At 72.5% G+C, this 22,070-nt stretch carries 18 protein-coding genes; 10 read left to right on the top strand and 8 right to left on the bottom strand.

Translation table 11 applies throughout. The annotated features are described in order from the left end of the window. Positions 1 to 175: 175 nt before the first annotated feature. On the top strand, positions 176 to 898 hold the full coding sequence (locus ACLVWQ_RS07015; protein ID WP_414107291.1) for a GntR family transcriptional regulator: 723 nt from the start codon (positions 176 to 178) through the stop codon (positions 896 to 898). 74 nt (positions 899 to 972) lie between these two features. On the opposite strand, the gene ACLVWQ_RS07010 is transcribed toward ACLVWQ_RS07015, so the two are convergent. From ACLVWQ_RS07010 to ACLVWQ_RS06985, 6 genes are all read right to left on the bottom strand, one after another. Beyond that, the gene (locus ACLVWQ_RS07010) at positions 973 to 3,636 is read right to left on the bottom strand and encodes an FAD-dependent oxidoreductase (RefSeq protein WP_414107290.1); all 2,664 of its coding nucleotides are present in this window, start codon (positions 3,634 to 3,636) and stop codon (positions 973 to 975) included. Beyond that, positions 3,633 to 5,084: an aldehyde dehydrogenase family protein gene (locus ACLVWQ_RS07005; protein ID WP_414107289.1), complete on the bottom strand. Its 1,452-nt coding sequence runs from the start codon at positions 5,082 to 5,084 to the stop codon at positions 3,633 to 3,635. The genes ACLVWQ_RS07010 and ACLVWQ_RS07005 overlap by 4 nt, the downstream gene beginning before the upstream one ends. A gap of 45 nt (positions 5,085 to 5,129) precedes the next feature. Next, entirely contained in the window at positions 5,130 to 6,737 is a 1,608-nt protein-coding gene (locus tag ACLVWQ_RS07000) for a glutamine synthetase family protein (RefSeq protein WP_414107288.1), read from the bottom strand. Next, positions 6,724 to 8,094 (bottom strand): Rieske 2Fe-2S domain-containing protein, encoded by a 1,371-nt coding sequence (locus ACLVWQ_RS06995; RefSeq protein WP_414107287.1) that lies wholly within the window; start codon positions 8,092 to 8,094, stop codon positions 6,724 to 6,726. Before ACLVWQ_RS06995 ends, ACLVWQ_RS07000 begins: the two co-directional genes overlap by 14 nt. Before the next feature lie 231 nt (positions 8,095 to 8,325). Next, positions 8,326 to 8,847, bottom strand: coding sequence for a hypothetical protein (locus ACLVWQ_RS06990; RefSeq protein WP_414107286.1), 522 nt, complete (start codon positions 8,845 to 8,847; stop codon positions 8,326 to 8,328). A gap of 350 nt (positions 8,848 to 9,197) precedes the next feature. Then, positions 9,198 to 10,106, bottom strand: a complete 909-nt coding sequence (locus ACLVWQ_RS06985) for an AraC family transcriptional regulator (RefSeq protein WP_414107285.1) — start codon at positions 10,104 to 10,106, stop codon at positions 9,198 to 9,200. A gap of 152 nt (positions 10,107 to 10,258) precedes the next feature. On the opposite strand from ACLVWQ_RS06985, the gene ACLVWQ_RS06980 reads away from it, so the two are divergent. The 3 genes from ACLVWQ_RS06980 (at position 10,259) to ACLVWQ_RS06970 (ending at position 12,986) form a co-directional block, all read left to right on the top strand. Then, positions 10,259 to 10,576 (top strand): putative quinol monooxygenase, encoded by a 318-nt coding sequence (locus tag ACLVWQ_RS06980; protein WP_414107284.1) that lies wholly within the window; start codon positions 10,259 to 10,261, stop codon positions 10,574 to 10,576. Positions 10,577 to 10,621: 45 nt separating this feature from the next. Beyond that, entirely contained in the window at positions 10,622 to 11,623 is a 1,002-nt protein-coding gene (locus ACLVWQ_RS06975; RefSeq protein WP_414107283.1) for an alpha/beta hydrolase, read from the top strand. Positions 11,624 to 11,777: 154 nt separating this feature from the next. After that, entirely contained in the window at positions 11,778 to 12,986 is a 1,209-nt protein-coding gene (locus ACLVWQ_RS06970) for an acyl-CoA dehydrogenase family protein (protein ID WP_414107282.1), read from the top strand. An 87-nt stretch (positions 12,987 to 13,073) separates the two neighbouring features. Here ACLVWQ_RS06970 and ACLVWQ_RS06965 read toward each other — a convergent pair whose 3' ends face one another. Beyond that, positions 13,074 to 13,733, bottom strand: a complete 660-nt coding sequence (locus ACLVWQ_RS06965; protein WP_414107281.1) for a TetR/AcrR family transcriptional regulator — start codon at positions 13,731 to 13,733, stop codon at positions 13,074 to 13,076. Between the two features lie 214 nt (positions 13,734 to 13,947). Between ACLVWQ_RS06965 and ACLVWQ_RS06960 the strand changes: the two genes are divergently transcribed. The 6 genes from ACLVWQ_RS06960 to ACLVWQ_RS06935 all read left to right on the top strand — a co-directional run bounded on the left by ACLVWQ_RS06960 (position 13,948) and on the right by ACLVWQ_RS06935 (position 21,334). Further along, positions 13,948 to 15,084 carry a substrate-binding domain-containing protein gene (locus tag ACLVWQ_RS06960; RefSeq protein ID WP_414107280.1) on the top strand — a complete coding sequence of 379 codons (1,137 nt, stop codon included), beginning with the start codon at positions 13,948 to 13,950 and terminating at the stop codon, positions 15,082 to 15,084. A gap of 122 nt (positions 15,085 to 15,206) precedes the next feature. Then, on the top strand, positions 15,207 to 16,538 hold the full coding sequence (locus tag ACLVWQ_RS06955; RefSeq protein WP_414107279.1) for an ABC transporter substrate-binding protein: 1,332 nt from the start codon (positions 15,207 to 15,209) through the stop codon (positions 16,536 to 16,538). A gap of 26 nt (positions 16,539 to 16,564) precedes the next feature. After that, positions 16,565 to 17,554: a carbohydrate ABC transporter permease gene (locus tag ACLVWQ_RS06950; RefSeq protein ID WP_414107278.1), complete on the top strand. Its 990-nt coding sequence runs from the start codon at positions 16,565 to 16,567 to the stop codon at positions 17,552 to 17,554. Then, a complete protein-coding gene (locus ACLVWQ_RS06945) occupies positions 17,551 to 18,414 on the top strand; it encodes a carbohydrate ABC transporter permease (protein WP_414107277.1) in 864 nt (287 codons plus the stop codon). Before ACLVWQ_RS06950 ends, ACLVWQ_RS06945 begins: the two co-directional genes overlap by 4 nt. Further along, the gene (locus ACLVWQ_RS06940; protein ID WP_414107276.1) at positions 18,411 to 19,442 is read left to right on the top strand and encodes a hydroxyacid dehydrogenase; all 1,032 of its coding nucleotides are present in this window, start codon (positions 18,411 to 18,413) and stop codon (positions 19,440 to 19,442) included. Before ACLVWQ_RS06945 ends, ACLVWQ_RS06940 begins: the two co-directional genes overlap by 4 nt. Then, positions 19,439 to 21,334, top strand: coding sequence for a DUF2264 domain-containing protein (locus ACLVWQ_RS06935; protein ID WP_414107275.1), 1,896 nt, complete (start codon positions 19,439 to 19,441; stop codon positions 21,332 to 21,334). Before ACLVWQ_RS06940 ends, ACLVWQ_RS06935 begins: the two co-directional genes overlap by 4 nt. 76 nt (positions 21,335 to 21,410) lie before the next feature. On the opposite strand, the gene ACLVWQ_RS06930 is transcribed toward ACLVWQ_RS06935, so the two are convergent. After that, positions 21,411 to 22,010, bottom strand: coding sequence for a TetR/AcrR family transcriptional regulator (locus ACLVWQ_RS06930; protein WP_414107274.1), 600 nt, complete (start codon positions 22,008 to 22,010; stop codon positions 21,411 to 21,413). Positions 22,011 to 22,070 lie beyond the last annotated feature (60 nt).

Here is a 22,070-nt window from a genome sequence, read left to right as displayed (position 1 = left end):
CTCCGCTCCTGTGCACGGATCGCAAGCCTTGGATCCTGCGACCTTTAGAATGGATACATAAGCTGTCGGGTAGCTGTCAGGACGTGTGTCCCGGCCCTCCCCCGCCCCGGCCACCGCCGGTTCGCACCCTTGGCTTTGACTGTGCCTTCGACCTCGCCGACCAGACGGAGACCCCATGGACACCGCCCCGCTCCCCGATGCGGACCCGCCCGCCGGAAAGGGCAAGGCACTCGTCGACGACACCGCCGCCGCGATCCGCGCGCGGATCCTCTCCGGCGAGATCCCCATCGGGGCGCAACTGCGCCAGGTCGAGCTCGCCGAGCTGCTCGGCGTGAGCCGCACCCCCGTACGGGAGGCACTGCGCCAGCTCCAGGCGGGCGGGCTCATCGAGGTGCTGCCCAACCGCGGCGCCGTGGTGCGCGTCCCGGCCCCCTGGGAGGTCCGCGAGGCGTACGAGATCCGCGCCGAACTCGAAGGGCTCGCCTGCGTCCGGGCGGTCCACGCGGTCACCCCCGACGTGCTGCGGGAACTGCGCGAGGCCAACGAGACGGTACGGACGGTCAGCGGTGGTCCGCCGCCCGGCGAGGGCTCCTCGCCCTCCACCACCGCGAACGACTGCTTCCACACCCTGATCCACACCGTCGCAGGCAACAAGCGGCTCGCCCGTGCCATCAAGGACGTCAACGAGGCCTTCCCGCGCAACGTCTCGGCCCTCGTCCTCCAGGACAACCCCCGCCATCGCGAGGACAACATCCGCGAGCACGAGCGGATCGTCGAGGCGCTCGCCGCCGAGGACGCGGAGCGGGCGCGCGGCGAGATGAAGGCCCATGTGATCAGCGCGGGCGAGCAGTTGGCCCGCTGGTACGAGCAGCGGTCGGCCACCGTCTTCCGCGGCTGACCTGCCGCTGTCCGGGCGGGCGTGGTACGGGCCGGGGCCGTACGGACCGACGCCGTACGGGCGGGCGTCGGGGGTCATGCTCCGGCCCCCGGTCCTGGCGCGTCGGTGACGCCCATCGCGGCCGGGGACAGGAAGTCCAGGTCCGCTCGTTGCCTGCCCTCCGCCAGGTCCGCGAGCGCGGCGCCCAGCGCGGGCCCGAACTTGAAGCCGTGGCCCGAACAGGCCGCCGCCATCAGCACCCTGTCCTCACCCGGCAGCCGGCCGACGGCGAAGCGGTTGTTCGGCGCCATCGTGTAGCGACAGGTGATCGTCTCCTCCACCGGTCCGTCGGCCGCCGGAAGGAACCGCGAGGCCAGCCCGAGGAGCCGGTCCCGCTCGTCCCCGGTGACCGGTCCCGCGGGCACCGACGGGTCCTCGGGCGGCCCGTGGTCCAGGCCGATCTTGACGCCGGCTCCGCCGAAGGCCGGTATGCCGTAGAGCAGTCCGACGCCCGGGACGTCGACGGAGAACGCGCCCAGCAGGGGCGGTTCCAGCAGGTGCCGCCGTGTGGAGCCGAGGTGCAGGTTCACGATCCGTACGACGCTGAGCGGCCGGGCGAAGGCGGGCAGCAGTTCGGCGGTCCAGGGGCCCGCGCACACGACCAGCCGGTCCGCGCGCAGCACGCCCTGCTCCGTGTCGACGCGTACGCCCTCGCCGTCCCGGCGCCACCCGAGCACGGCGCAGCCGTCGCGCCGCTCCACGCCGTGGGCGCGGCCGAGCGCCGCCAGTGCGGTGAGCGAGGCCCGGGCGTCGATGACACCGGCGGCCGGGTCGTGGACCGCGGTGAAGCCCTCGCACAGGCGCAGCCCGGGGAAGAGTTCGGCGGCACGGACATGGTCCACGGTCGCGCAGCCGGGGCCGCGCAGGGTACCCGGTGCGCCTGGTGCGCCCGGTGCGTCCACGGCTCGGGCGTACAGGCCTCCGGTGGTCGTCACCAGCCGCTGCCCGGAGGCGACTTCGAGGTCCTCCCAGGCGCCGTAGGCGGTGTCGACCAGGCCGTCCCAGACCTCGGCGGGATAGGCCCGCCGGATCATCCGTGTCCTGCCGTGCGAGGAGCCCTCGGTGTGGCCGGCGGGGAACCGGTCGAGGTGGATGACGCTCGCTCCGCGGGCCGCCAACTGCCAGGCGGCGGACGAGCCGTGGACACCGGCCCCGACGACGATCACGTCGGCCCGGTCACCGGCGCGGCCCGCGGGCCGGGAGGCGGTTCCGGGAACGGCGGTCGCGTCCGCCGCGGTCCCGGTCGTCGCACTCGACGCCGACGCCGGTCCGGACACCACCGCTGACGCCGCGCCGGGCGCCGCGACTGGCACCGGTCCCGGTGCCGGGTCCGGCAGCGGTTCGGACGTCGTACGCGACGACGTTCCGGCGGTCGCCTCCCGCGCACCCCGGCGGCGCCGCTCGCGGGCGGTCAGGGCGGCGACGAGCGCGTCCACGTCGTCCTCGCTGTTGTAGACGTGCAGCGACGCTCGGGCGACCCGGTCCAGACCCCGGCGGCCCAGGTCCCACTGCCCGTGCGACGCGGGCACCGTGGTCAGCCGGAACCCGGTGGCCCGCAGGTCCCGTACGGTCTGGCGGGGGTCCTCGTCCTCGCGCAGGAAGGTCACGATGCCCGAGGCCGCCGCCGCCGGATCGGTGCGCCGGATTCCGGGTACGCCCGCGAGTCCGGCCCGTAGCCGTTCGGCCAGGGCCGTCACATGGTCGCGGATCCGCTCGACGCCGAGGCCGAGTGCCTCGTCCAGGGCCGTGCCGAGGCCGAGGCGCAGCGCGTGGGAGGACTCCCACGTCTCGTAGCGCCGTGCCTCCGGCATCACCTCGTAGCGGAAGTCCGCCGACCACTGGGCGCCGCGTACGTCCGGGGCGGCGGGCCTGGTGCCGGCCCGCAGCTCCGGGCCGACGTACAGCAGGCCCGTGCCGCGCGGGCCGCGCAGGAACTTGCGGCCGGTGGCGACCACCACGGCGCAGCCCATCTCCTCGACGTCGACGGGGAGTTGGCCGAGCGACTGGGTCGCGTCCAGGAGCAGCGGCACCCCCGCGCGGGCGGCCAGCGCGCCCACCTCCGCCACCGGTTCCACCAGCCCGGAGGAGGTGGGGACATGAGCGGTCGTGACGAGCGCCGCAGGCCGGCGCAGGGCGCTCTCCAGTGCGCCGAGGTCGACCTGCCCGCTCTCGTCTGCGGGCAGCACCTCCAGGACGATGCCGTGCGAGTCGCGCATCTCCAGCAGGTGCAGGGCGGAGCTGACGTAGGTGGAGGACGAGGCCAGGACCCGGTCGCCCGCCTTGAGCCGCAGGGCTCCCAGGGCCCGCTGCCAGGCGGTGGAGGCGCTGTCCACCAGGGCGATGTCCTGCGGTCCGGCGCCGATCAGCCGGGCCGCCGAGTGGTACACCCGCTCCGTGCGGTCGGCCAGTGCCTCGGCCGCTTCGTAGCCGCCGAGCAGTGACTCCAGGCGCAGGTGGTCGGTGACGGCGGCCAGGGTCGCCGCGCTGGGCAGTGCCGCTCCCGCGGCGTTCATGTGGTGGGCGTGGCGCATTCCGGGGGTGGCGGCGCGCAGTGCCGCGACGTCGAGGGCCGGCCCGCCGGATCCGTCCGCCGAGGGGCCGGGAACCGCGGTCGTGCCGGTGTCCGCGGTCGTGTCCGTGCTCGCTGTCGTTTCCGTACCCGCGGCCGTGTCCGTACCCGCTGTCGTGTCGGTGCTCATAGTGCGACCACCACCGCCTTGCGTTCGCAGTAGGAGTACAGGGCGTCGTCACCGAGGTCCCGGCCGAGGCCCGAGTCGCCGATTCCCCCGAAGGGCAGTGCCGGGTCGAAGATGTTGTAGGTGTTGATCCACACGGTTCCGGCGCGCAGCCGGGCGGCCGTGCGGTGGGCGCGGGAGAGGTCCTTGGTCCACACGCCGGCGGCGAGCCCGTAGGAGGTGTCGTTGGCGACGGCGACGGCTTCGTCGTCGTCCTCGAAGGGGATCACCCCCACCACGGGGCCGAAGATCTCCTCGCGGGCGATCCGCATGCCGCTGGTGACGCCCGTGAACAGCGCCGGTTCGACGAAGTAGCCCGGCCGGTCCGGTACCTGTCCGCCGGTCACCAGTTTCGCGCCCTCGGCGACACCTGCCTCGACGTACGACAGGACCTGGGTCCGCTGTTCCTCGGAGACCAGCGGTCCGACGGTGATCCCGCCGTCCAGGCCGTTGCCGACGGGGACCTTGCGCACCGCGTCGGCCAGCCGCTCCTCCATCTCCGCCAGGACGGAGCGCTGGACCAGCAGTCTGCTGCCGGCCGTGCACATCTGTCCGGAGTGGCCGAAGGCGGCCCGCATCGCGGTGACGACGGCCGCGTCCAGGTCGGCGTCGGCGAACACGATGTTGGGGCTCTTGCCGCCCAGTTCCAGGGTGAGGCGCTTGACGGTGGGGGCGGCGGCGCCCATCACCAGCCGGCCCACCTCGGTCGAGCCGGTGAAGGACACCTTGGCGACCCCCGGGTGCGTGGTGAGCGCGGCGCCCACCTCGCCGTCGCCGGTGAGTACGTTGAGCACTCCGGCCGGCAGTCCCGCCTCGGCGCACAGGGCGGCGACGCGGAGCATGGTCAGCGGGGTCTGTTCGGCGGGTTTGAGCACGACGGTGCAGCCCGCGGCGAGTGCGGGGGCCAGCTTGAAGCAGCCGGTCATGACCGGGAAGTTCCACGGCAGGATCAGCGCGGCCACCCCGACGGGCTCCGGCACCGTGTAGACGTGGTGTCCGGGGTCCAGGGGCACGACCGTGCCGGTCAGCCGGGCGGGGGCGCCCGCGAAGTGGCGGAACGTCCTGGCGCTCATCGCGGTGTCGGCGCGCGAGCGTTCGACGGGTTTGCCGTTGTCGCGGGTCTCCAGCACCGCCAGTTCCTCGGCGTGCTCCTCGATCAGCTCGGCGATCCGGTGCAGTACCCGGCTCCGCTCGGCGGCCGGCAGGCCGCGCCAGCGGCCGTCCTCGTGCGCCCGGGAGGCCGCGGCCACGGCGTCGTCGACGTCCTGTGGTGTGGCCTGGGCGACCCGGGTCAGGACGGTCTCCGAGGCGGGGTCGAGGACGGGGAACGTCCGCCGGTCGCCGGGGGCGATCCACCGTCCGTCGACGAGGAAGGGTTCCAGCGGCGCGGGGTGGGCCTTGAACGTGGTCATGGCGTCTTCCGTGAGGTGAGGGCGGCCGCGGACGGCCGGGTGCGGTCAGACGAGGTCGAAGTACTCGCGTTGTTCCCAGTCCGAGACGTGCGCCAGGTAGCGGGCGAACTCCGCGCGTTTGATCGTGGTGAGCCAGGAGACGACCTCCTGGCCGAGCGCCTCGGCGAACACCGGGTCCGCGTCGAGCGCGTCCAGCGCCTGGGCGAGCGAGCCGGGCAGCGTGCGGGCCCTGGCGTCGTACGGGTCGGCGATCGGCGGGCCGGGGTCGAGCCGCCTGGCCATCCCGTCCATCCCGCTGACCACCTGCGAGACGATGTAGAGGTACGGGTTCGCGGCCGGCTCGCCGGATCTGTTCTCCAGCCGGGCGCCGCCCCCGCCCTGGGCCGGGACCACGCGCACCATGGCGCCCTTGTTGTCGATGCCCCACACCACCCGGTCGGGGGCCAGGGACATCGGCAGGTACCGCTTGTAGCCGTTGACGGTGGGTGTGGTGAAGACCGTGGCGGCGGCCGCGTGTTCCAGCAGTCCCGCGAGGTAGTGCCGGCCCACCGGTGACAGCACCTCTCCGGACGGAGCGTCCCCGCTCCGCGCCTCTCCGGACGCCGGGCCCGGCGTCGAGTCGAGCGGCGCGCCGCGCATCGCGCCCGCCGGGTCAGGCGCCGGGTCGAAGACGGCCCGGCCACCGGCCCGGGAACGCAGCGACTGATGCAGGTGCCATCCGCTCGACGCGGTCCGCGCCACGGCGGGACGGGACATGAACGTCGCGTGGTAGCCGTTCCGGTGGCAGATCTGCCGCACCGCCGCACGGGCCAGCAGCGCGTCGTCCGCGGCCTGCGCCGCGTCCCGCGCGTCGAGGGTCAGCTCCAGTTGGCTGGGGCCGAACTCCAGCTCCAGTGAGCGCAACGGCAGATCGAGTCCGGTGAGTCCGCGGTGCAGCAGGCCCACCAGGTCGTCGAGCCGGTCCAGGCCCTCCTCGTGCAGCAGTTGGGAACCGCCGCTGAGCGCCTCCACCTCCGGCGCCGGCCCCGGAGCGCCCGGCCGTCCGACGCCCACCGGCGCGGGCCCGCCGCCGGCGGGCCGGTACACGTGGAACTCCAGCTCCACGCCCACCGTGAGGTCGTACCCGGTGCCCGCCAGGGCGGACAGGCTGCGGCGCAGCAGGCCGCGCGAGCAGAACGCCGCCGGGGTGCCGTCGGGGTGGTAGAGGTCGCACAGGATCCAGCCGGTGCCTTCGGCCCACGGCAGTACCCGGAACGTCGTCATGTCGGGTACCAGGACGATGTCACCGGCCCCCGCGAAGCGACCGCCGGCCAGGCCCTCGCCGCCCGAGAAGACCGGGAAGGCGGTCCGGCCGGAGGTGTCCTTCAGCAGCAGGGAGGACGGTGCGGTGACCCCCGAGCGCAGGGCGCCGGGTACCGCCTCCCGGGTCAGTGTCTTGCCGCGCAGCACCCCGTGCTGGTCGGCGAAGGAGAACCGCACCCGGTCCAGACCGAGTTCGTCGATCACCCGGCGTACGTGTCCGGCCGCCACGTGCTGCCGCTCGTCCCACAGGCCGTGCCGCTCGACGAAGCCGCCGGCTCCGGCGGAGGTCAACGGGCGGGCGCCGGGTCCTTCGCCGCCCTGGGCCCGCGGCCGTTCGTCAGCGCTGCGCACCGGTCACCGCCTGCCCGGCCGCCCACGGCGAGCGGGCGCGCCGCTCCGCCTCCCGGCGCCGCCACGCCTCTTCCCAGCCGTCCGTGGGGGTGGTGGTGTCGATGGCCAGAGGACCGGTCAGTTCCTCGGCCTCCCGCGCGTCGAGCGGCAGTCCGGGCACCGGGTTGCCGTTCTCGAAGGAGGTGATCGCCTTGAGCAGGAGTCTGCGGTTGGCGGTCACGGCGCGGTCGGAGATGCCGAGCCGCTCGACGGTACGGTCCTGGACGGGCCCCATGCTCTCCACCGCCCACTGGTCGTGGACGTTGATGTCGAGACCCATGCCCGTGTACGTCAGTTCCCGCTGCTCCTCGGGGTCGAAGCCCCAGTCGTTCGAGCGGTTGCGCAACGGCCGGTAGTCGGGGAGCGAGACCTCCGCGAGGCGCTGCGCCAGCAGGGTGTCCTTGTCGGTGACCTCCTCGAAGTCGTAGAGGATCATGAACCAGTAGTGGTGCTCGTCGTCGACGGGGACGTGCCACTGGCAGAAGACCTTGCCGTTGCCGAAGGGCACCACGAAGGCGTTGGGGAACACCAGGTTGGTGATCCGCACGTGCCGGACGTCCTCGGTGAGTTCACGCAGTGCGAAGACCCGCAGTCCGTGCTCGGCGCTCTCCACCTCGATGTCCGGTCGGAAGCTGTCCCCGACGAGTTCCGAGAGCTTCTTTCCCAAGCCCTCCACCTCCTCGCTGAACTGCTGTCCGTAGACCTCGCGCGGGTCCTCGCCGACGAAGCGGTGCAGGAAGGAGACGTGACTCGGGTCGATCCCGCCTTCCACCCCCTGGAGCCAGTTGCACTCCCACAGCCCCTTGAAGGCGAAGGTGTACTCCTCGGGAGCACGGAAGCAGTCGTACGCCGGGAAGGGCGGTGGGTCACCGGTGCCGAGGTAGGCGAAGACGATGCCGTTGCGCTCCACGCAGGGATAGCTCGGGATGCGCACCTTGGCGGCGAAGTTGCTGTGTTCGGGTTCCGCGGGCTGCTCCAGACAGCGGCCGTCCGGGCCGTAGAGCCACCCGTGGTAGAGGCAGCGCAGCCCGCCGTTCTCCCGGCGTCCGAAGGAGAGGTCGACTCCCCGGTGGGCGCAGAACCGGCCGACCAGGCCCCACGCGCCGATGCCGGCCGCGTCGGGACCGGCGACACCGGGAGCCTCGTCGCGCCGGAAGAGGACCAGGTCCTCGCTCATGATCCGGATCGCCTTGACCGGTCGCTCCTCGGACATCTCCGAGACGAGGGCGACCGGCTGCCAGTAGGCGCGCATGAGCTGTCCGAGGGGCGTACCAGGGCCGGTACGCGTCACGCGCTCGTTGTCCTCGCGTCTCAGCATCGCTCACCTCGTGCATCCGATTGCTTATTGATTGGATCCAATGCTTGCACATCGAGATCCAAAGCGACAGGGTCGAATGTCCCGGAGCCGCGGCACGGACCTCGCCCACCGCGCCCGCCTCCCCCTCAACTCACCTACTGGGAACGCGACTTCAGTGCAGCCGTCCCGACCTTCCCGGTCGTCGCCGATATTTCGAGCGGCTCGGCCGTCGCCGCCTTCGTGACACCGCCGTCAGGGCAGGCCGAGCATGACGGCCATGGCGGTGACCATGAGCGCGCCGCCGGTCTCCCCCAGCAGGACCGCGCGCCGGTGCGGAGGCACCGCGGTGATCCGGGGCGGCCACGCCTTTCGGACGAGCACCACACCCGCCCTGGCCACGGTCCAGCACGCGACACAGAACAGCACCGTCCACGGCGCGAGTTCGGCCGGCGTGAGGCCGCCGGCGCCCTCCCCGGTGTGGTGGCTCCGTCCTGCAACCGCCGTGGCCGCCGTGAGCAGTGCCATCGTCGCCAGGTTCACCGACTCGGCCGCCCTGCGGAACGCGCACCCCGCGCGCATCTCCCACAGACAGGCACCGACGAGCACGGCGGCACCCGCCACCGGCAGCACCCGGCCGCCCGCTCCGGGAGCCATCACCGGCATGACCGCGAGCGCGACCGCGTGCGGCAGCCAGTGCCGTACGGGAGACGCCCGATGTCCGGCGAGGCACAGCACCCCGCCCACCAGCCCTGCCACCCACAGCAGCTCATGCATGCGGCGCGCGCACGGCATCGGCCTCGTACGGACGCCCGGTGCCGTGCGGGGGAAGGAACGAAAACGAAGGGGATGACGTGCTCACGGTCCTCCTATGCCACTCCCGCGGGGCGACGCCCGCGCAGATACGGACAAACGTGAGCGATACATGTTTCAAGGGCGGGCGTCACCTGTTTCTCCGCGGTAACACTGGCTCCTGCGGATCTGCGAACGGCGACGCCCGCACCGCGAGGTTCGTCGTCAGGCAGGCACCGGGCTCGCCCGCACACCGAAGGGCGCGAGTTCGACGATGCGCACCCCCGCGCGTCGCGGTGGAGAGCGCGTCGCGGTGGAGAGCGGTCTCGCAGTTGTCAGAACTGTCGCCGTCCGCTCTTGTACGATCCTCCGCCGTGCAGACGGGCGGCGTCCCTGCTCGGGGGTTCGCCGAACTGCCGGCGGTACTCGCGGCTGAACTGCGACGGGTTGTCATAGCCCACCCGCCGGCCGACTCCGGTGACATCACCCGGGTGGGTGGCGAGCAGCAGCCTCGCCTCCTGCAGCCTGATCTGCTTCTGGAACTGGATGGGGCTCATCGCGGTCACCGCCTGGAAGTTGCGGTAGAAGGCGGAGACGCTCATGCCGGACATCCGCGCCACGTCCTCGACCCGGAAGGGTTCCGCGTAGTGCTCACGGATCCAGCCCACGGCCCGGGACACCTGGCTCAGGCTGCTGTCCGCCAGGCCGAGTTGACGCACCGTGGCCCCTTGTTCGCCGGTGATCAGGCGCCACAGGATCTCGCGTTTGACCAGCGGGGCCAGTACGGCGCGGTCACGGGGTTCGTCGAGCAGGCGCAGCAGCCGGACCGAGGCGTCGAGCAGCGCGGGCGGGGCGTCGCAGACGGCGATCCCCGAGGGCGCGCCCGATCCGGGGCGAGGGGTGTCTCCGGGGCCGGCCCGCAGCAGCAGGTCGGCGACGGCGGACGGCTCCAGCGTGAGACCGAGGCCGAGGGCGGGCTCTTCGGGGTCCGCCCGGGTGAACTGGCCGGTGACGGGCAGGTCGACGGACGCGACCAGGTACTGCCCGGGGCCGTACTCGTAGACCCGGTCGCCCAGCGCGAGACGTTTGACGCCCTGGGCGATGACCGCGAGCACCGTGCCGGAGGTGGAGGGGGCCGGCGGGTCCCGCCGGTCGACCTTCGAGATCAGGACGCCGTCGATCGGGGTGGTCCCGTCGGGGCGCGCGTGCCGGGCCAGCAGCGTGCGCAGCTCTTCGAGGTGCATGCGTCCATTGCAGCACCATGCGGCACCGTCGCTGCGGCAGCCGGGAGGATCGTGCAGGTCCGAGGGAGCATCGTTCTAACGTTTCCGCAGGTCAGCTCGGTCTAATGGAATCAGCGGAAGCACCGCGCTCCAGCTGCTGAGAAGAGGACACCATGATCCCCGGCTATGGCTTCAACGCCACCTTGACGGCCAGGCCCGGAATGGGCGACCGGCTGGTCGACCTGTTGCTGACGGGGCTGCACGAAGGTAGCCCCGGGGCGAGCGAGTACTGCCTGGTCTACCTCGTCTCCCGTTCCGCGTCCGACCCCGACGTCGTCCACGTCACCGAGGGGTGGCGCACCGAGGAGGACCACCACCGGATCTTCGCCGGCGCGGCGGCCCAGGCCATCGTGGCCGAGGTCGACGGGCTGCTCGCCGGGGAGTCCGTCTACACGGACTACGTGCCGGTCCGCGGCAAGGCCTCCTTCTGAACACCTGCGCCCCCTTCCCGCACCACCCGACGAGAGGCGACGACCATGACCGCCGCACGGCCCGATCTGGACCCCGAACTGCGTGAGCTGCTGGCCGGCATGCCGCCGATGCCGGAACTCGGCACGGAGGTGCTCGCCCAACTGCGCCCGTACTCCTCGACACCCGTCGAGCCCCTGCTCGCCGCCCGCCCTGCTGGTCAACGGGTCGACCGGCGCGAGATCACCGTGCCCGCGCCGGACGGTGCCCCGATCCCTCTGTCCGTCCTCAGCCCCGCGGACTCCGGACGCGCCACCGCGGCACCCTGCGTCTACTGGATACACGGCGGCGGGATGGTCATGGGGGATCGCTTCTCGCAGATCGACGTCCCGCTGGAGTGGCTCGACGAGTTCGGCGCGGTCGTGGTCTCGGTGGACTACCGGCTCGCGCCGGAGGCCACCGGCACCACCCTCGTCGACGACTGCTACCAGGGGCTGCTCTGGACCGCCGCACACAGCGGCGAGCTGGGCATCGACCCCGACCGGATCGTGGTCGCCGGTGTCAGCGCGGGCGGCGGCCTCGCGGCCGGTGTCGCGCTGCTGGCCCGCGACCTCGGCGCCCCGTCGATCGCCGCGCAGGTGCTGATCTGCCCCATGCTCGACCATCGCAACACCAGCGTCTCCAGCCGTCAGTACTCCGGCGGACCCGGCGTGTGGACCCGCGAGATGAACGAGTTCGGCTGGCGCGCCGTCCTGGGCCGCCTCGGCGACGCCGGCGACCTCAGCGACGTCCCCGAGGTGTCCCCGTACATCTCGCCCGCCCTGGCCGACGACCTCTCGGGCCTGCCGACCACCTATGTCGACACCGGCTCCGCCGAGGTCTTCCGTGACGAGGACACCGACTACGCCACCCGCCTCTGGGCGGCCGGCGGCCAGGCCGAACTGCACGTCTGGGCGGGCGGCTGCCACGGATTCGACACGCTGTACCCGGAGGCCCGCGTCTCGGCCACGGCGCGCCGCACCCGCAGCGACTGGCTCGCCCGGATCCTGCACCGGGACGTGACCTCGTGATCGCGTGACGCCTGCGTCCGCACCCGCCCGTTCGGGTCCGGCCCCGGTGGCCTGTCCGCGATCCCTCGCTCTTGCGGTACCGGCGCGAGCCGCAGTATCCCGGTCCTGCGCGGTCAGGCGACGCGCCGTGCCCGCCACGAGCGAGGAGGACCCGATGGCCCCACCCGTGCACGTCGTCGAGATGAGCTCCGCCGAGCGGGAGCAGGCGTTCGCCACCTGCCGCCGGCTGGCCGAGGAGTTCAGCAAGGCCGGACCGCACCACGACGCGGAGAACACGTTCCCGTACGACCTGGCCGACCGGGTGCGCGCGTTACGCCTGCCGGGCCTCAACGTCCCCAAGCGCTACGGCGGTTGGGGCGCCGACATCGCGACCACCGCGCGCTGCGTGGAGTTGCTGGCGTACGGCGACCCGGCGATCGCCCTGGCCTTCAACATGCACTGGGGCGTGATCGGGTTCTTCCGCGGCATGTGGAGCGAGGAGCACCAGGCGCGCTTCTTCCCGGGCGTGGCGCGCGAGGGGCATCTGTTCGACGGCGCGTACAGCGAGACCCGTGCCGGTGTGATCGGTCTGGCCGACACGCTCGCGGTGCCGGTCGAGGGCGGGTTCCGGGTCAGCGGGCGCAAGAGCTGGGGCACCCTGGCGCCGGTCGCCGACTTCCACACGGTGAACGCGACGGTCACCGAGCCGGACGGCGCGTTGCCGACCGGTCATGCGGTCCGTGCGGCGCGCGAGGTGCTGCTGGTGTGTCCGGCCTCGGCCGAGGGGGTGCGGATCGAGAAGACCTGGGACGCGCTCGGCATGCGCGCGACGGGCACCGAGACCGTGGTGTTCGACGAGGTGTTCGTGCCGTCCGCCGACCTGGTGTCCCCGGAGTTCAGGACCGGCCTGTTCGCCAACCTGGAATGGCAGACGCTGAGCTTCGCGTCGGTCTACCTCGGGCTCGCGCGCCGTGCGTACGACGAGACGCTCGCGATCCTGCGCACGAAGCGGCTCGGCGCGGTGCCCGAGGCCCCCGACGTCAAGGTGAGCGACCAGCAGCTGGTGCAGATCGGTGTCGGTGAGATGCGGGTGCTCATCGAGGCCGCGGCCAACACGGTCGAGGTCGCCGCCGCGCGCCTCAACGAGGGGCGCGATCTGCCGGACGACCCGGCGCGCCGGCTGGGCCTGCTCGAGATCCCGAAGGTCGTGGCGACCGAGAACGCGATCCAGGTCGTCGACATCGGCATGCGCCTGGTCGGCGGCGGCGCCTACCGCCGCGGCCACCCGCTGGAGAAGCTGTACCGCGACGCACGCAGCGGCCCCTTCCACCCGCTGACCACCGATCAGCTGACGCAGCACCTCGGCAGCGCGGAACTGGGCTGAGACGGGCCGAGCCGGGCTTCGCGCGTCCGGGCGGGCCGGGGTTGCGGCCCGTGCGCCGCTCGGGTCCGACGTCCTCACCCGGCGCCCTCAGCCGACGGGATCGCCGACGACCCCGCTGGTGGCCGTACGGATCGCGTGGGCGTAGCGCCGGGCCACGGACGGTACATCGGCGAACTCCGTGAGGTCGGCGCCGGAGAGGAAGGAGGCACCGATGTGCTCGTCCAGCACCCGCACCACCGACGCGGTGGCCGCCGCCTGCATCCGTACCTCGATGTCGTCGGCCGGCCGGCCGAGCCGGTCGCCGATGATCTCGCACATCTGGCGCTCGGCCTGATCGCAGGCCATCAACCACACCGTGCGGAGCGCCGGTTCGGTGTCGGCGAGCCGGATCATCTGCATCGCGAGCATCTCGTCGGCCAGAGCGACCGGTGACGTCCCCTCGTGGAGCCCCGCCAGTTCGACGGCCAGGTGGTCCTCCAGGGAACGCTGCCGGGGCCAGCCGCGCAGCACCGTCATCAAGGTGACGACCCCCTGCATGACGACCGGTTCGGCGCAGCTCTCCTTGGTGCGGAAGTGCCGCCAGACGGTCCGCGTCGACAGACCCACTGCCTCGGCGATCCGGTCGCCGCTCGTGGCGCCCACGCCCTGTTCCCAGAACAGCCGCGCGGCCTCCCGGGAGATCTCCAGCCGCAGCCGCCGTCGCCGCTGCTCGCTCATGCCTCTCGAGCCGCTCTCCGCCGTCGTCATGGCGCTCGTCACCTTCCCTTCACCATTCCCCTTTAAATGTCCTCAACCGACACTATGTCACTTAGCGACACCCAGCAAGGATCCAGCCCACGCCAGACGCTCACCACCCGGGAACGGCCCGGCACGGGCGGTAGGGAAACCCGGATGACGGCCGAGCGAGACGATCGTTACGATGATCTGAATCGCTCAAACGAACATTCCGAGGTGGGGCACCATGCGGGAACCGGTCGATCTCAGGCGCCAGCGGATCCTGGCGGCGGTCCAGGCTCGCGGGGCGGCGCGGGTCCGGGACCTCGCCGACGAGTTGCAGGTCTCGGTGGTGACGGTGCGCCGGGACGTGGAGGAGCTGACGCGCGAGGGGCGGCTGCGCCGCGGACACGGCGTGGTCCGCTCGACGCTGCCCGCCCAGGAGAGCCCCCCGGACGACCTCTCCGACGGGGACCGGGTGGCGGTCGTGGTGCCGGAGCGGCACTCGTACCTGACCGAGACCCTGCACGGCGCCCGTACGGCCCTGGAGGAGGCCGGGATGCGCATGGCGCTGCACATCGCCCCCCAGGTGGCGGGCGCCGAACGCCCGCTGGTCGAGCGGGCGCTGGCCGACGGCGCCCGCGGTCTGCTGCTCGCGCCCCGATGGCACACCCGGGCGGTGGAGGAGGCCGACTACGACTGGCTCGCCGCCCTCGACGTGCCCACCGTCCTGATGGAGCGCCGCCCGCGGCGGGGCAGTGCCGCGCACGTCCTGGACTCGGCGTGCTCCGACCACTGGTACGGGGCGCACCTCGCGGTGGAGCACCTGGTGGGCCTCGGGCATCGGCGGATCGTGTTCGCGACCCGCGAGGACAGTCCGACCGCCCGCGCGCTGCGGGCCGCCTTCACCTCGATCGCCGGGGCGCATCCGCTCCTGGAGGAGTGGGCGTGGGCGCTGATCTCACCGCAGGCCGGCCGCGAGGGTCCGTACAGCGCGGACGAGACGGCGGAGCTGCCGCGGCTGCTGCGCAGGACGGGGGCGACCGCGGTGGTGCTGCACAGCGACGTGGACGCGCTGATGGTCGTCCAACGGCTGGCGGACGAGGCGGTGCGGGTGCCCGAGGACTGCTCCGTCGTGGCGTACGACGACGTGGTGGCGGCGCTCGCCACCTCGCCCCTGACGGCCGTGGCCCCGCCCAAGGCGGAGGTCGGCCGGGCGGCCGCCGAACTGCTGATGCGACGCCTGCGGGAGGGCGGCGAGCGGCCCGCGCGCCGCGTCGAGCTGATGCCGTCGCTGATGGTGCGCGGCTCCACCCGACGGGTCGCCGGCACCGCGGGTCGGGGCGGCGACGAGAGGGCCGTGGTCGCCGCCTCGGACGAATGAGCGTTTGAACGTTTGTTTTTCTTCTGATCGGTCTATTGACCGTTTCGGTCGACGGCATGAGGATTCCCGTGTCCCGAACAGTCGTGTCCTCGGACGGACACGCAGGAGCCGCGGGAGGCGCCATGCCCGGACGACCCAAGCGTCGGTCCGTGCTCGCCGCGATGGCAGCCGTACCGCTAGCAGGAGCCGCGAGCGCCTGCAGCGGAGGGAACGGTGCCTCGTCGCCCGGCACGGGCCGTACGACCCACATCACCTTCTGGTCCGCCCTGCGCGGCAGCCAGGAGGTGGTCGACGCCTTCAACCGCACGCACAGCGGCGTGCGCGTCGACTTCCAGCAGATCCCCTCAGGAGGCCAGGGCGGCTACGCCAAGCTCAGCAACGCCGCCCGCGCGGGCAACGCGCCCGACGTCGCGACCATCGAGTACCCGCAGGTGCCGGGGTTCGCCATCGACGGAGTCGCCCGCGACCTCACCGGCCTCGTCAGCGACACCCTGCGCCGCAAGCTGCTGCCGCAGGCCCTCGCCCAGACGACGTTCGAGGGAAAGGTGTTCAGCGTTCCGCTGGACGTCGAGCCGATGGTGATGCACTACCGCGCCGACCTGTTCGACCGCTACGGACTACGGGCCGCGCGGACCTGGGACGAGTTCGCCGAGCAGGCGGCCTCCGTGCGCCGCAAGGCCTCCGACCGGCGCCTCGTGCTGTTCCCGACGGACGGGATGACCCAGTTCGCCGCGTACGCCTGGCAGGCCGGCGCCCAGTGGTTCGACACCTCCGAGGGGGCCTGGAACGTCTCCCTGGCCGACGCGCCCTCGCGGCGCGTGGCCACGTACTGGCAGCGGCTCATCGACCGGGACGACGTGTTCGTGAACGCGACCGAGAGCAGACAGTCCGACGCGCAGATCGGCAACGGGCTCGTCCTCACCCGGCTCAGCGGCGCCTGGGACGCCGGCGCGCAGATGAACGCGCGGCCCGCGCAGAAGGGCCAGTGGCGGATCGCGCCGCTCCCCCAGTGGGACACCGGCGCTCCCGCCGTGGGCACCCATGGCGGGTCCACGTTCGCCGTCACCAAGGACAGCCGGCATCCCGAGGCCGCGATGGAGTTCATCGAGTGGCAGGTCTCCCACCCCGACGCCCTGCGCGCCCGCCTCTCCAGCGGCACCAGCAGCCAGTACCCGGCCGCCCCCGGCCTGGTCGCCGTGGGCCGCAAGGCCTTCGACCGGTCGTACTACGGCGGGCAGGACATCTACGGCCTGTTCGAGCAGGAGGCGGAGAAGATCGGTGACGGCTGGCTGTGGGGACCGCGGATGAGTGCCACCCAGCGGGTCATGCAGGACTCCTTCGCCCGGGTCGGCGGCGGGCAGGGATCGCTCACCGAATCGCTGCGCACCGCGCAGGAGGGCACCATGCCCGACCTCAAGGCCCTGGGCCTGTCCACCACTCAGCACTCCACCTGAGCCGACGAGAAGGCAGGTGACATCCCATGACCACCACCACCGCGCGGTCCGGCGTGCCGGCCGAAGCACCCCGCACCGACGGCCCGGCCCTCTCCGCCTCAGGACCGCGTGCCCGCCGGGCCGCCGGGCGCCGTCAGTTCGGCGCCGTGTTCGTCCTCATGGCGCCGTTCTTCGCGCTGCTCACCACCATCTTCCTGATCCCCGTCGGCACGGCCGTCTACCTCAGCTTCTTCAGCGACGACCAGCCGGGCCTCGGATTCGGCGCCGAACACACGATCTTCGTCGGACTGCGCAGTTACGCCGCCGTGCTGACCGACCCCACGTTCCTCGGCGGGCTCGGCACGGTCGCGCTCTACTGCCTGATCTACCTCCCGCTCATGGTCGTCGGCGCACTCGCCCTGGCCCTGGTGCTGGACTCCGGAGTGGTCCGGCTGCGCGCCTTCGCCCAGCTCGGTCTCTTCCTGCCGCACGCCGTGCCCGGCATCATCGCCGCCCTGATCTGGCTGTACCTGTACACGCCCGGCATCAGTCCGGTGATCGACCTGTTCGCCCGCGCGGACATCACGATCGACTTCCTCGGCATCCACACCGTCATCCCGTCCATCGTGAACATCGCCCTGTGGAGCAACCTCGGCTACAACATGGTGGTCTTCTACGCCGCCCTGCAGGCCGTGCCCCGCGAGGTCATCGAGGCGTCCGTGGTCGACGGCGCCGGCCCCGTGCGCACCGCGCTCCAGGTCAAGACACCACTGGTGCGCGCCTCGATCGTCATGGTGTCGATCTTCACCCTGATCTGGGCGCTCCAGCTCTTCACCGAACCGATGCTGCTCAGCCAGTCCTCCCCCATGATCAGCTCCCGCTTCTCGCCGAGCATGTACATCTACGACGCCGCGTTCACCCGCAACAACTACAGCCTGGCGGCGGCGGCCTCGGTGATCCTGCTGCTCTGCACCATCGCCCTGTCCTACGGCGTCACCCGCTTCACCAGCCGCGCCGACGCCGAGGAGGCCCGATGAGCACCACCGGCAGTTCCCTGGTCCGCCCCGGTCTGATCGGGCGGGCGACGGCCAACGTGGTCGTCGCGGTCTCGGTCCTCTACACCCTGCTGCCCGTGCTGTGGCTGGTGCTGGCCGCCACGAAGGACCGGGACGCGCTCTTCAGGAGCGATCTGCTGTCCCTGGGCGACTTCTCCTTCGTACGCAATCTCAAGGACCTGTTCGCCATGGACGACGGGCTGTACGGACGCTGGTACGTCAACAGCCTGCTGTACGCGGTGCTCGGCGCCGCGATCGGCGCCCTGCTGAGCGTCGCCTGCGGCTACGCCTTCGACAAGTACCGCTTCCGCCACAAGGAGAAGCTGTTCGGTCTGGTCCTCGCGGCGGTCATGGTGCCGCAGACGGTCCTCGCGCTGCCGCTGTACCTGATGGCGTCCGAGGCCCACCTGGTCAACACCTTCTGGGCGGTGTTCGTCCCGGTGCTGTTCAACCCCTTCGGCGTCTATCTCGGCCGCATCTTCAGCCGGGGCTACGTGCCCGACGAGGTCCTGGAGGCGGCGCGGGTGGACGGGGCGGGCGAACTGACCACGTACGTCCGGGTGTCGCTGCGGATGCTCGGCCCCGGCCTGGTCACCGTCTTCCTCTTCCAGCTGACCGCCATCTGGAACAACTTCTTCCTGCCCATGGTGATGCTCTCCGACCAGGACCTGTATCCCGTCAGCCTCGGCCTGTACCAGTGGAACAGCTCGGCGTCCGTCTCACCCGAGTACTACCCCGTGGTGATCATGGGATCGTTGCTCGCCGTACTGCCCCTCATCCTCGCCTTCGTGCTGCTCCAGCGTTTCTGGCGCAGCGGACTGACCGCCGGAGCCGTCAAGTGACCCTGCACGCCCCCGGCCCCGGCTTCCGCCCCCGGGCCGCCGTGGCCATGTCCCAGGACGCCGCCTCGGCCGTCCTCGACGCCTCGTCCCTCGCCGCGTTCGGCGCGGTCTGCGACCTCGCCGATCCCCCGGTCCTCGACGACCTGTCGTCACCGCGGGCGAGGTCGCTCCTCGCCGACGTGGACCTGCTCGTGACCGGCTGGGGCTGCCCGGCACTGGACGAGGAGGTGCTGCGTACGGCGCCGAGGCTGCGGGCCGTCGTGCACACCGCGGGCAGTGTGCGCGGGCACATCACGGACGCGTGCTGGGAGCGCGGCATCGAGGTCTCCTCGGCCGCCGCGGCCAACGCCCTGCCGGTCGCCGAGTACACGCTCGCGATGATCCTGCTCACCGGCAAGCACGTCCTGGAACGCGCCCGTGACTTCCGGGTGTCCCGGGCGCGGGACAACTGGCTGCGCACCTCGCGCGGTGTCGGCAACTACCGCAGCACCGTCGGCATCCTGTCGGCTTCGCTGATCGGCCGCCGGGTCGTCGAGCTGCTGCGCCCGCACGACATCGAGGTGCTGCTGCACGACCCCCACATCACCGACGCGGACGCCGCCGCCCTCGGTGTCGAACGCGTCGGGCTGCCGGAGATGTTCGCGCGCTGCGACACCGTCAGCGTGCACACCCCGCTGCTGCCCACGACCCGCGGTCTGGTCGGCCGCGCCCTGATCGACGCGATGCCGGCCGGTGCCACCCTCATCAACACCTCCCGCGGGGCCGTCGTCGACCAGGAGGCCCTCACCGACGCCGCCCTGACGGGCCGGATCCGGGCCGTCCTCGACGTCACCGACCCCGAGGCGCTGCCCGCGGACCATCCGCTGTGGGACTGCGACAACGCGCTGATCACCCCGCACCTGGCGGGTTCCGAGGGCAACGAATGGCGCCGTCTGGCCGATCTCGCCCTCGCCGAGACCACCCGCTGGGCGTCCGGCACCGGCTTCCTCCACCCCGTACGACGCGAAAGGCTGGCGTTCCTGGCATGAGCATCCCCTTCGAACTCCCCTCCGAGGACCGTGCGTCGAGCCCGTACACCGGCTACACCCGGGCCCACTGGGAGGCCGTCGCGGACGGGCTCCTGACCGCCGCGTGGCGCTGGAGCACCCCGGGCGGGGCCCTGCTCGACCTGCCGGGGCGGCCTTCGCGCTCGGGGGTGCGCTCCGACGGTCTGGAGGGCTTCGCCCGGACGTTCCTCGCGGCGGGCTTCCGGGTCGCGGGCGCCGGCGGCGACGATCCGCACCACTGGCTGGAGCGGTACGCGCGGGGGCTGGCCTCGGGCACCCGTTCCCCGGGCCGCGACGACACCGAGTCCTGGCCGCTGATCCTCGACCACGACGTCCAGGGCCAGCCCATGGTCGAGTCGGCGTCGGTCGCGCTCGGGCTGCGGCTGACCGCGCCCTGGCTGTGGAAGAACCTCGACGCCGGTGTCCAGGACCGGGTGGAGGAATGGCTGCGCGGAGCGCTGCGGCACGTACCGGCGCCGAACAACTGGTACCTCTTCCCGTACACGGTCGCCGGGTTCCTGGAGTCGGTGGGACGCGGCGACGCCGAGACGGCCGCGGTACGGCAGCGGGCGCTGGAGCTGCTGGAGGGCTGGTACCGGGGCGAGGGCTGGTACGCCGACGGGGACGGACGCGCCTTCGACCACTACAACGGCTGGGCGCTGCACCTGTACCCGGTGCTCGACGCGCATCTCTCCAACGACGCGGCGTTCCTCGCCCGGTACGGCGACCGGCTGCGTGAGCATCTCGACGGCTTCGGGCTGATGTTCGGCGCGGACGGGGCTCCGCTGCACTTCGGCCGGTCGCTCGCGTACCGCTTCGCCGCCTCGGCGGCCGTGGGGCTCGGCGCCGTGACCGGGCACACGCCGCTGACGCCGGGGGCCTCCCGGCGGCTGGCCAGCGGAAGTCTGCGGCACTTCCTCGACCGCGGGGCGCTGACCGAGGACGGTCTGCTGGGTCTTGGCTGGTACGGCCCGCGTGAGGCCACGCTGCAGTCGTACTCCGGGCCGGCCTCGCCCTACTGGGCGTCGAAGGCGTTCGTCGCGCTCCTCGCGCCGGCCGGTCATCCGCTGTGGACCGCGACGGAGGAGCCCGCGCCGGTGGAGGAGACGGACCGGGTGCTGGCGCTGGCCGCGCCCGGACTGCTCGTCCAGGCGACGCGCGCCGACGGGATCGTACGGCTGCACAACCACGGCAGTGACCATGTGCGGCCGCACGAGGCGGAGTCGGCCGCCGAGGACGATCCGCACTACGGCCGGCAGGCCTACTCGACCCGGACGGGCCCGACCGCGTCCGGGAACGTCGCGGACAACCATCTGTCGGTGGAGGTGAACGGCCGCCGCAGTGCGCGGCGCCGGATCCGTCCGCTGGGCGCGGGGCACGGCGACGGCTGGGGCTGGGCGGCGTCGTGGCACCGGCCCGTCTTCGCCGGCGGGCCCCCGATGGTGCCGGGGCTGCGGGTGGAGAGTGTGACGGTGGCACGGGGAGCGTACGAACTGCGGGTGCACCGGGTGGTGGGAGCACCGCCCGGGGCGCGCCTCACCCACACCGGGTGGGCCACGGGACCGCGGGAGCCGCTGGTCTCGGCGCTGCACGGGCTGCACGGCTGGAGTGCCGAGGCGGAAATGGTCCGGGCCCCGCAGGGCACCGCCTATGTGCCGTGGGCGGAGATGCCCCGCCTCACCGGCGAGACGGACGGCACCTCGCTGCATGTGTGTCTGGCCGCCCTCACCGGCGCACCGGGGCCGGGTCCGCTGGCGGAGGCCGTCACGCGCGTACGGGCCGACGGCACGGGCGTGGAGGTGCTCTGGGCGGACGACGGCGTGCGCACGAGGGTTTCGTTCGACCCGGTCCGGGTGACGCACGGCGGGAGTTAGAACCTGCCGGGCGGCGGGGCTCCGGCGCGGTGCCGCCGCCCGGCGGAGACGGGCCTTGCCGGTCGGTCAGGCCTGCTCAGGCCTGCAGGGCCCGTCGCCAGTGTCCGGTGATGTGTGTCCTCAGCCGCTCCGTGTCGATGCTCCGGGGATCGACGAGGCGTTGCATGGCGATTCCCCGGAGCTGCGCGACGACGGCGATCGCGGTCTCGTAGGGGGCCAGGTCGGGGCGTATGGTGCCGTCGGCGACTCCGGCGGTGAGGTCCTCGAGCAGGTCCGCGTGGAACGCCTCGTTGCGCTCGCGGAAGACCAGGGCCAGCTCCGGTGCCGTCGCGGCCTCGGTCCACAGCCTGAGGAAGACCCTGTTCAGCGCGCCCATCCGGCCGAGCTCCCCGATGTAGCCGTCGATCAGCCGCAGGAGCCGGTCAAGACCGGGCGGCAGTCCGTCGAGGCCGGGTACGAATCCGGCCTGGGCCGCGCGCGCCAGGCGTTCGACGAGCGCCTGCTTGGACCCGAAGTAGTGGGTGACGAGTCCCCGGCTGTAACCGGCCCGTTCCCCCACACGTGCCAGCGTCAGCGCACGGACGCCCTGTTCGTCGACCAGTTCGACGGCTGCGCCGAGCAGTGCGGCCTCGGCCTCTTCACGGCGCTGCTTCTGAGTGCGGTGAGCGGTGGTCATGGGACGGAACTCTACAACAAACTTGTCAACCGACCAACAAGTTGATAGGAATGGCGGCTC

This window comes from Streptomyces sp. CWNU-52B, assembly GCF_047444975.1.
Lineage (GTDB): Bacteria > Actinomycetota > Actinomycetes > Streptomycetales > Streptomycetaceae > Streptomyces.
Note: the sequence above shows the minus strand (reverse complement) of the source record. Positions and strands in the feature narration are given on the sequence as shown.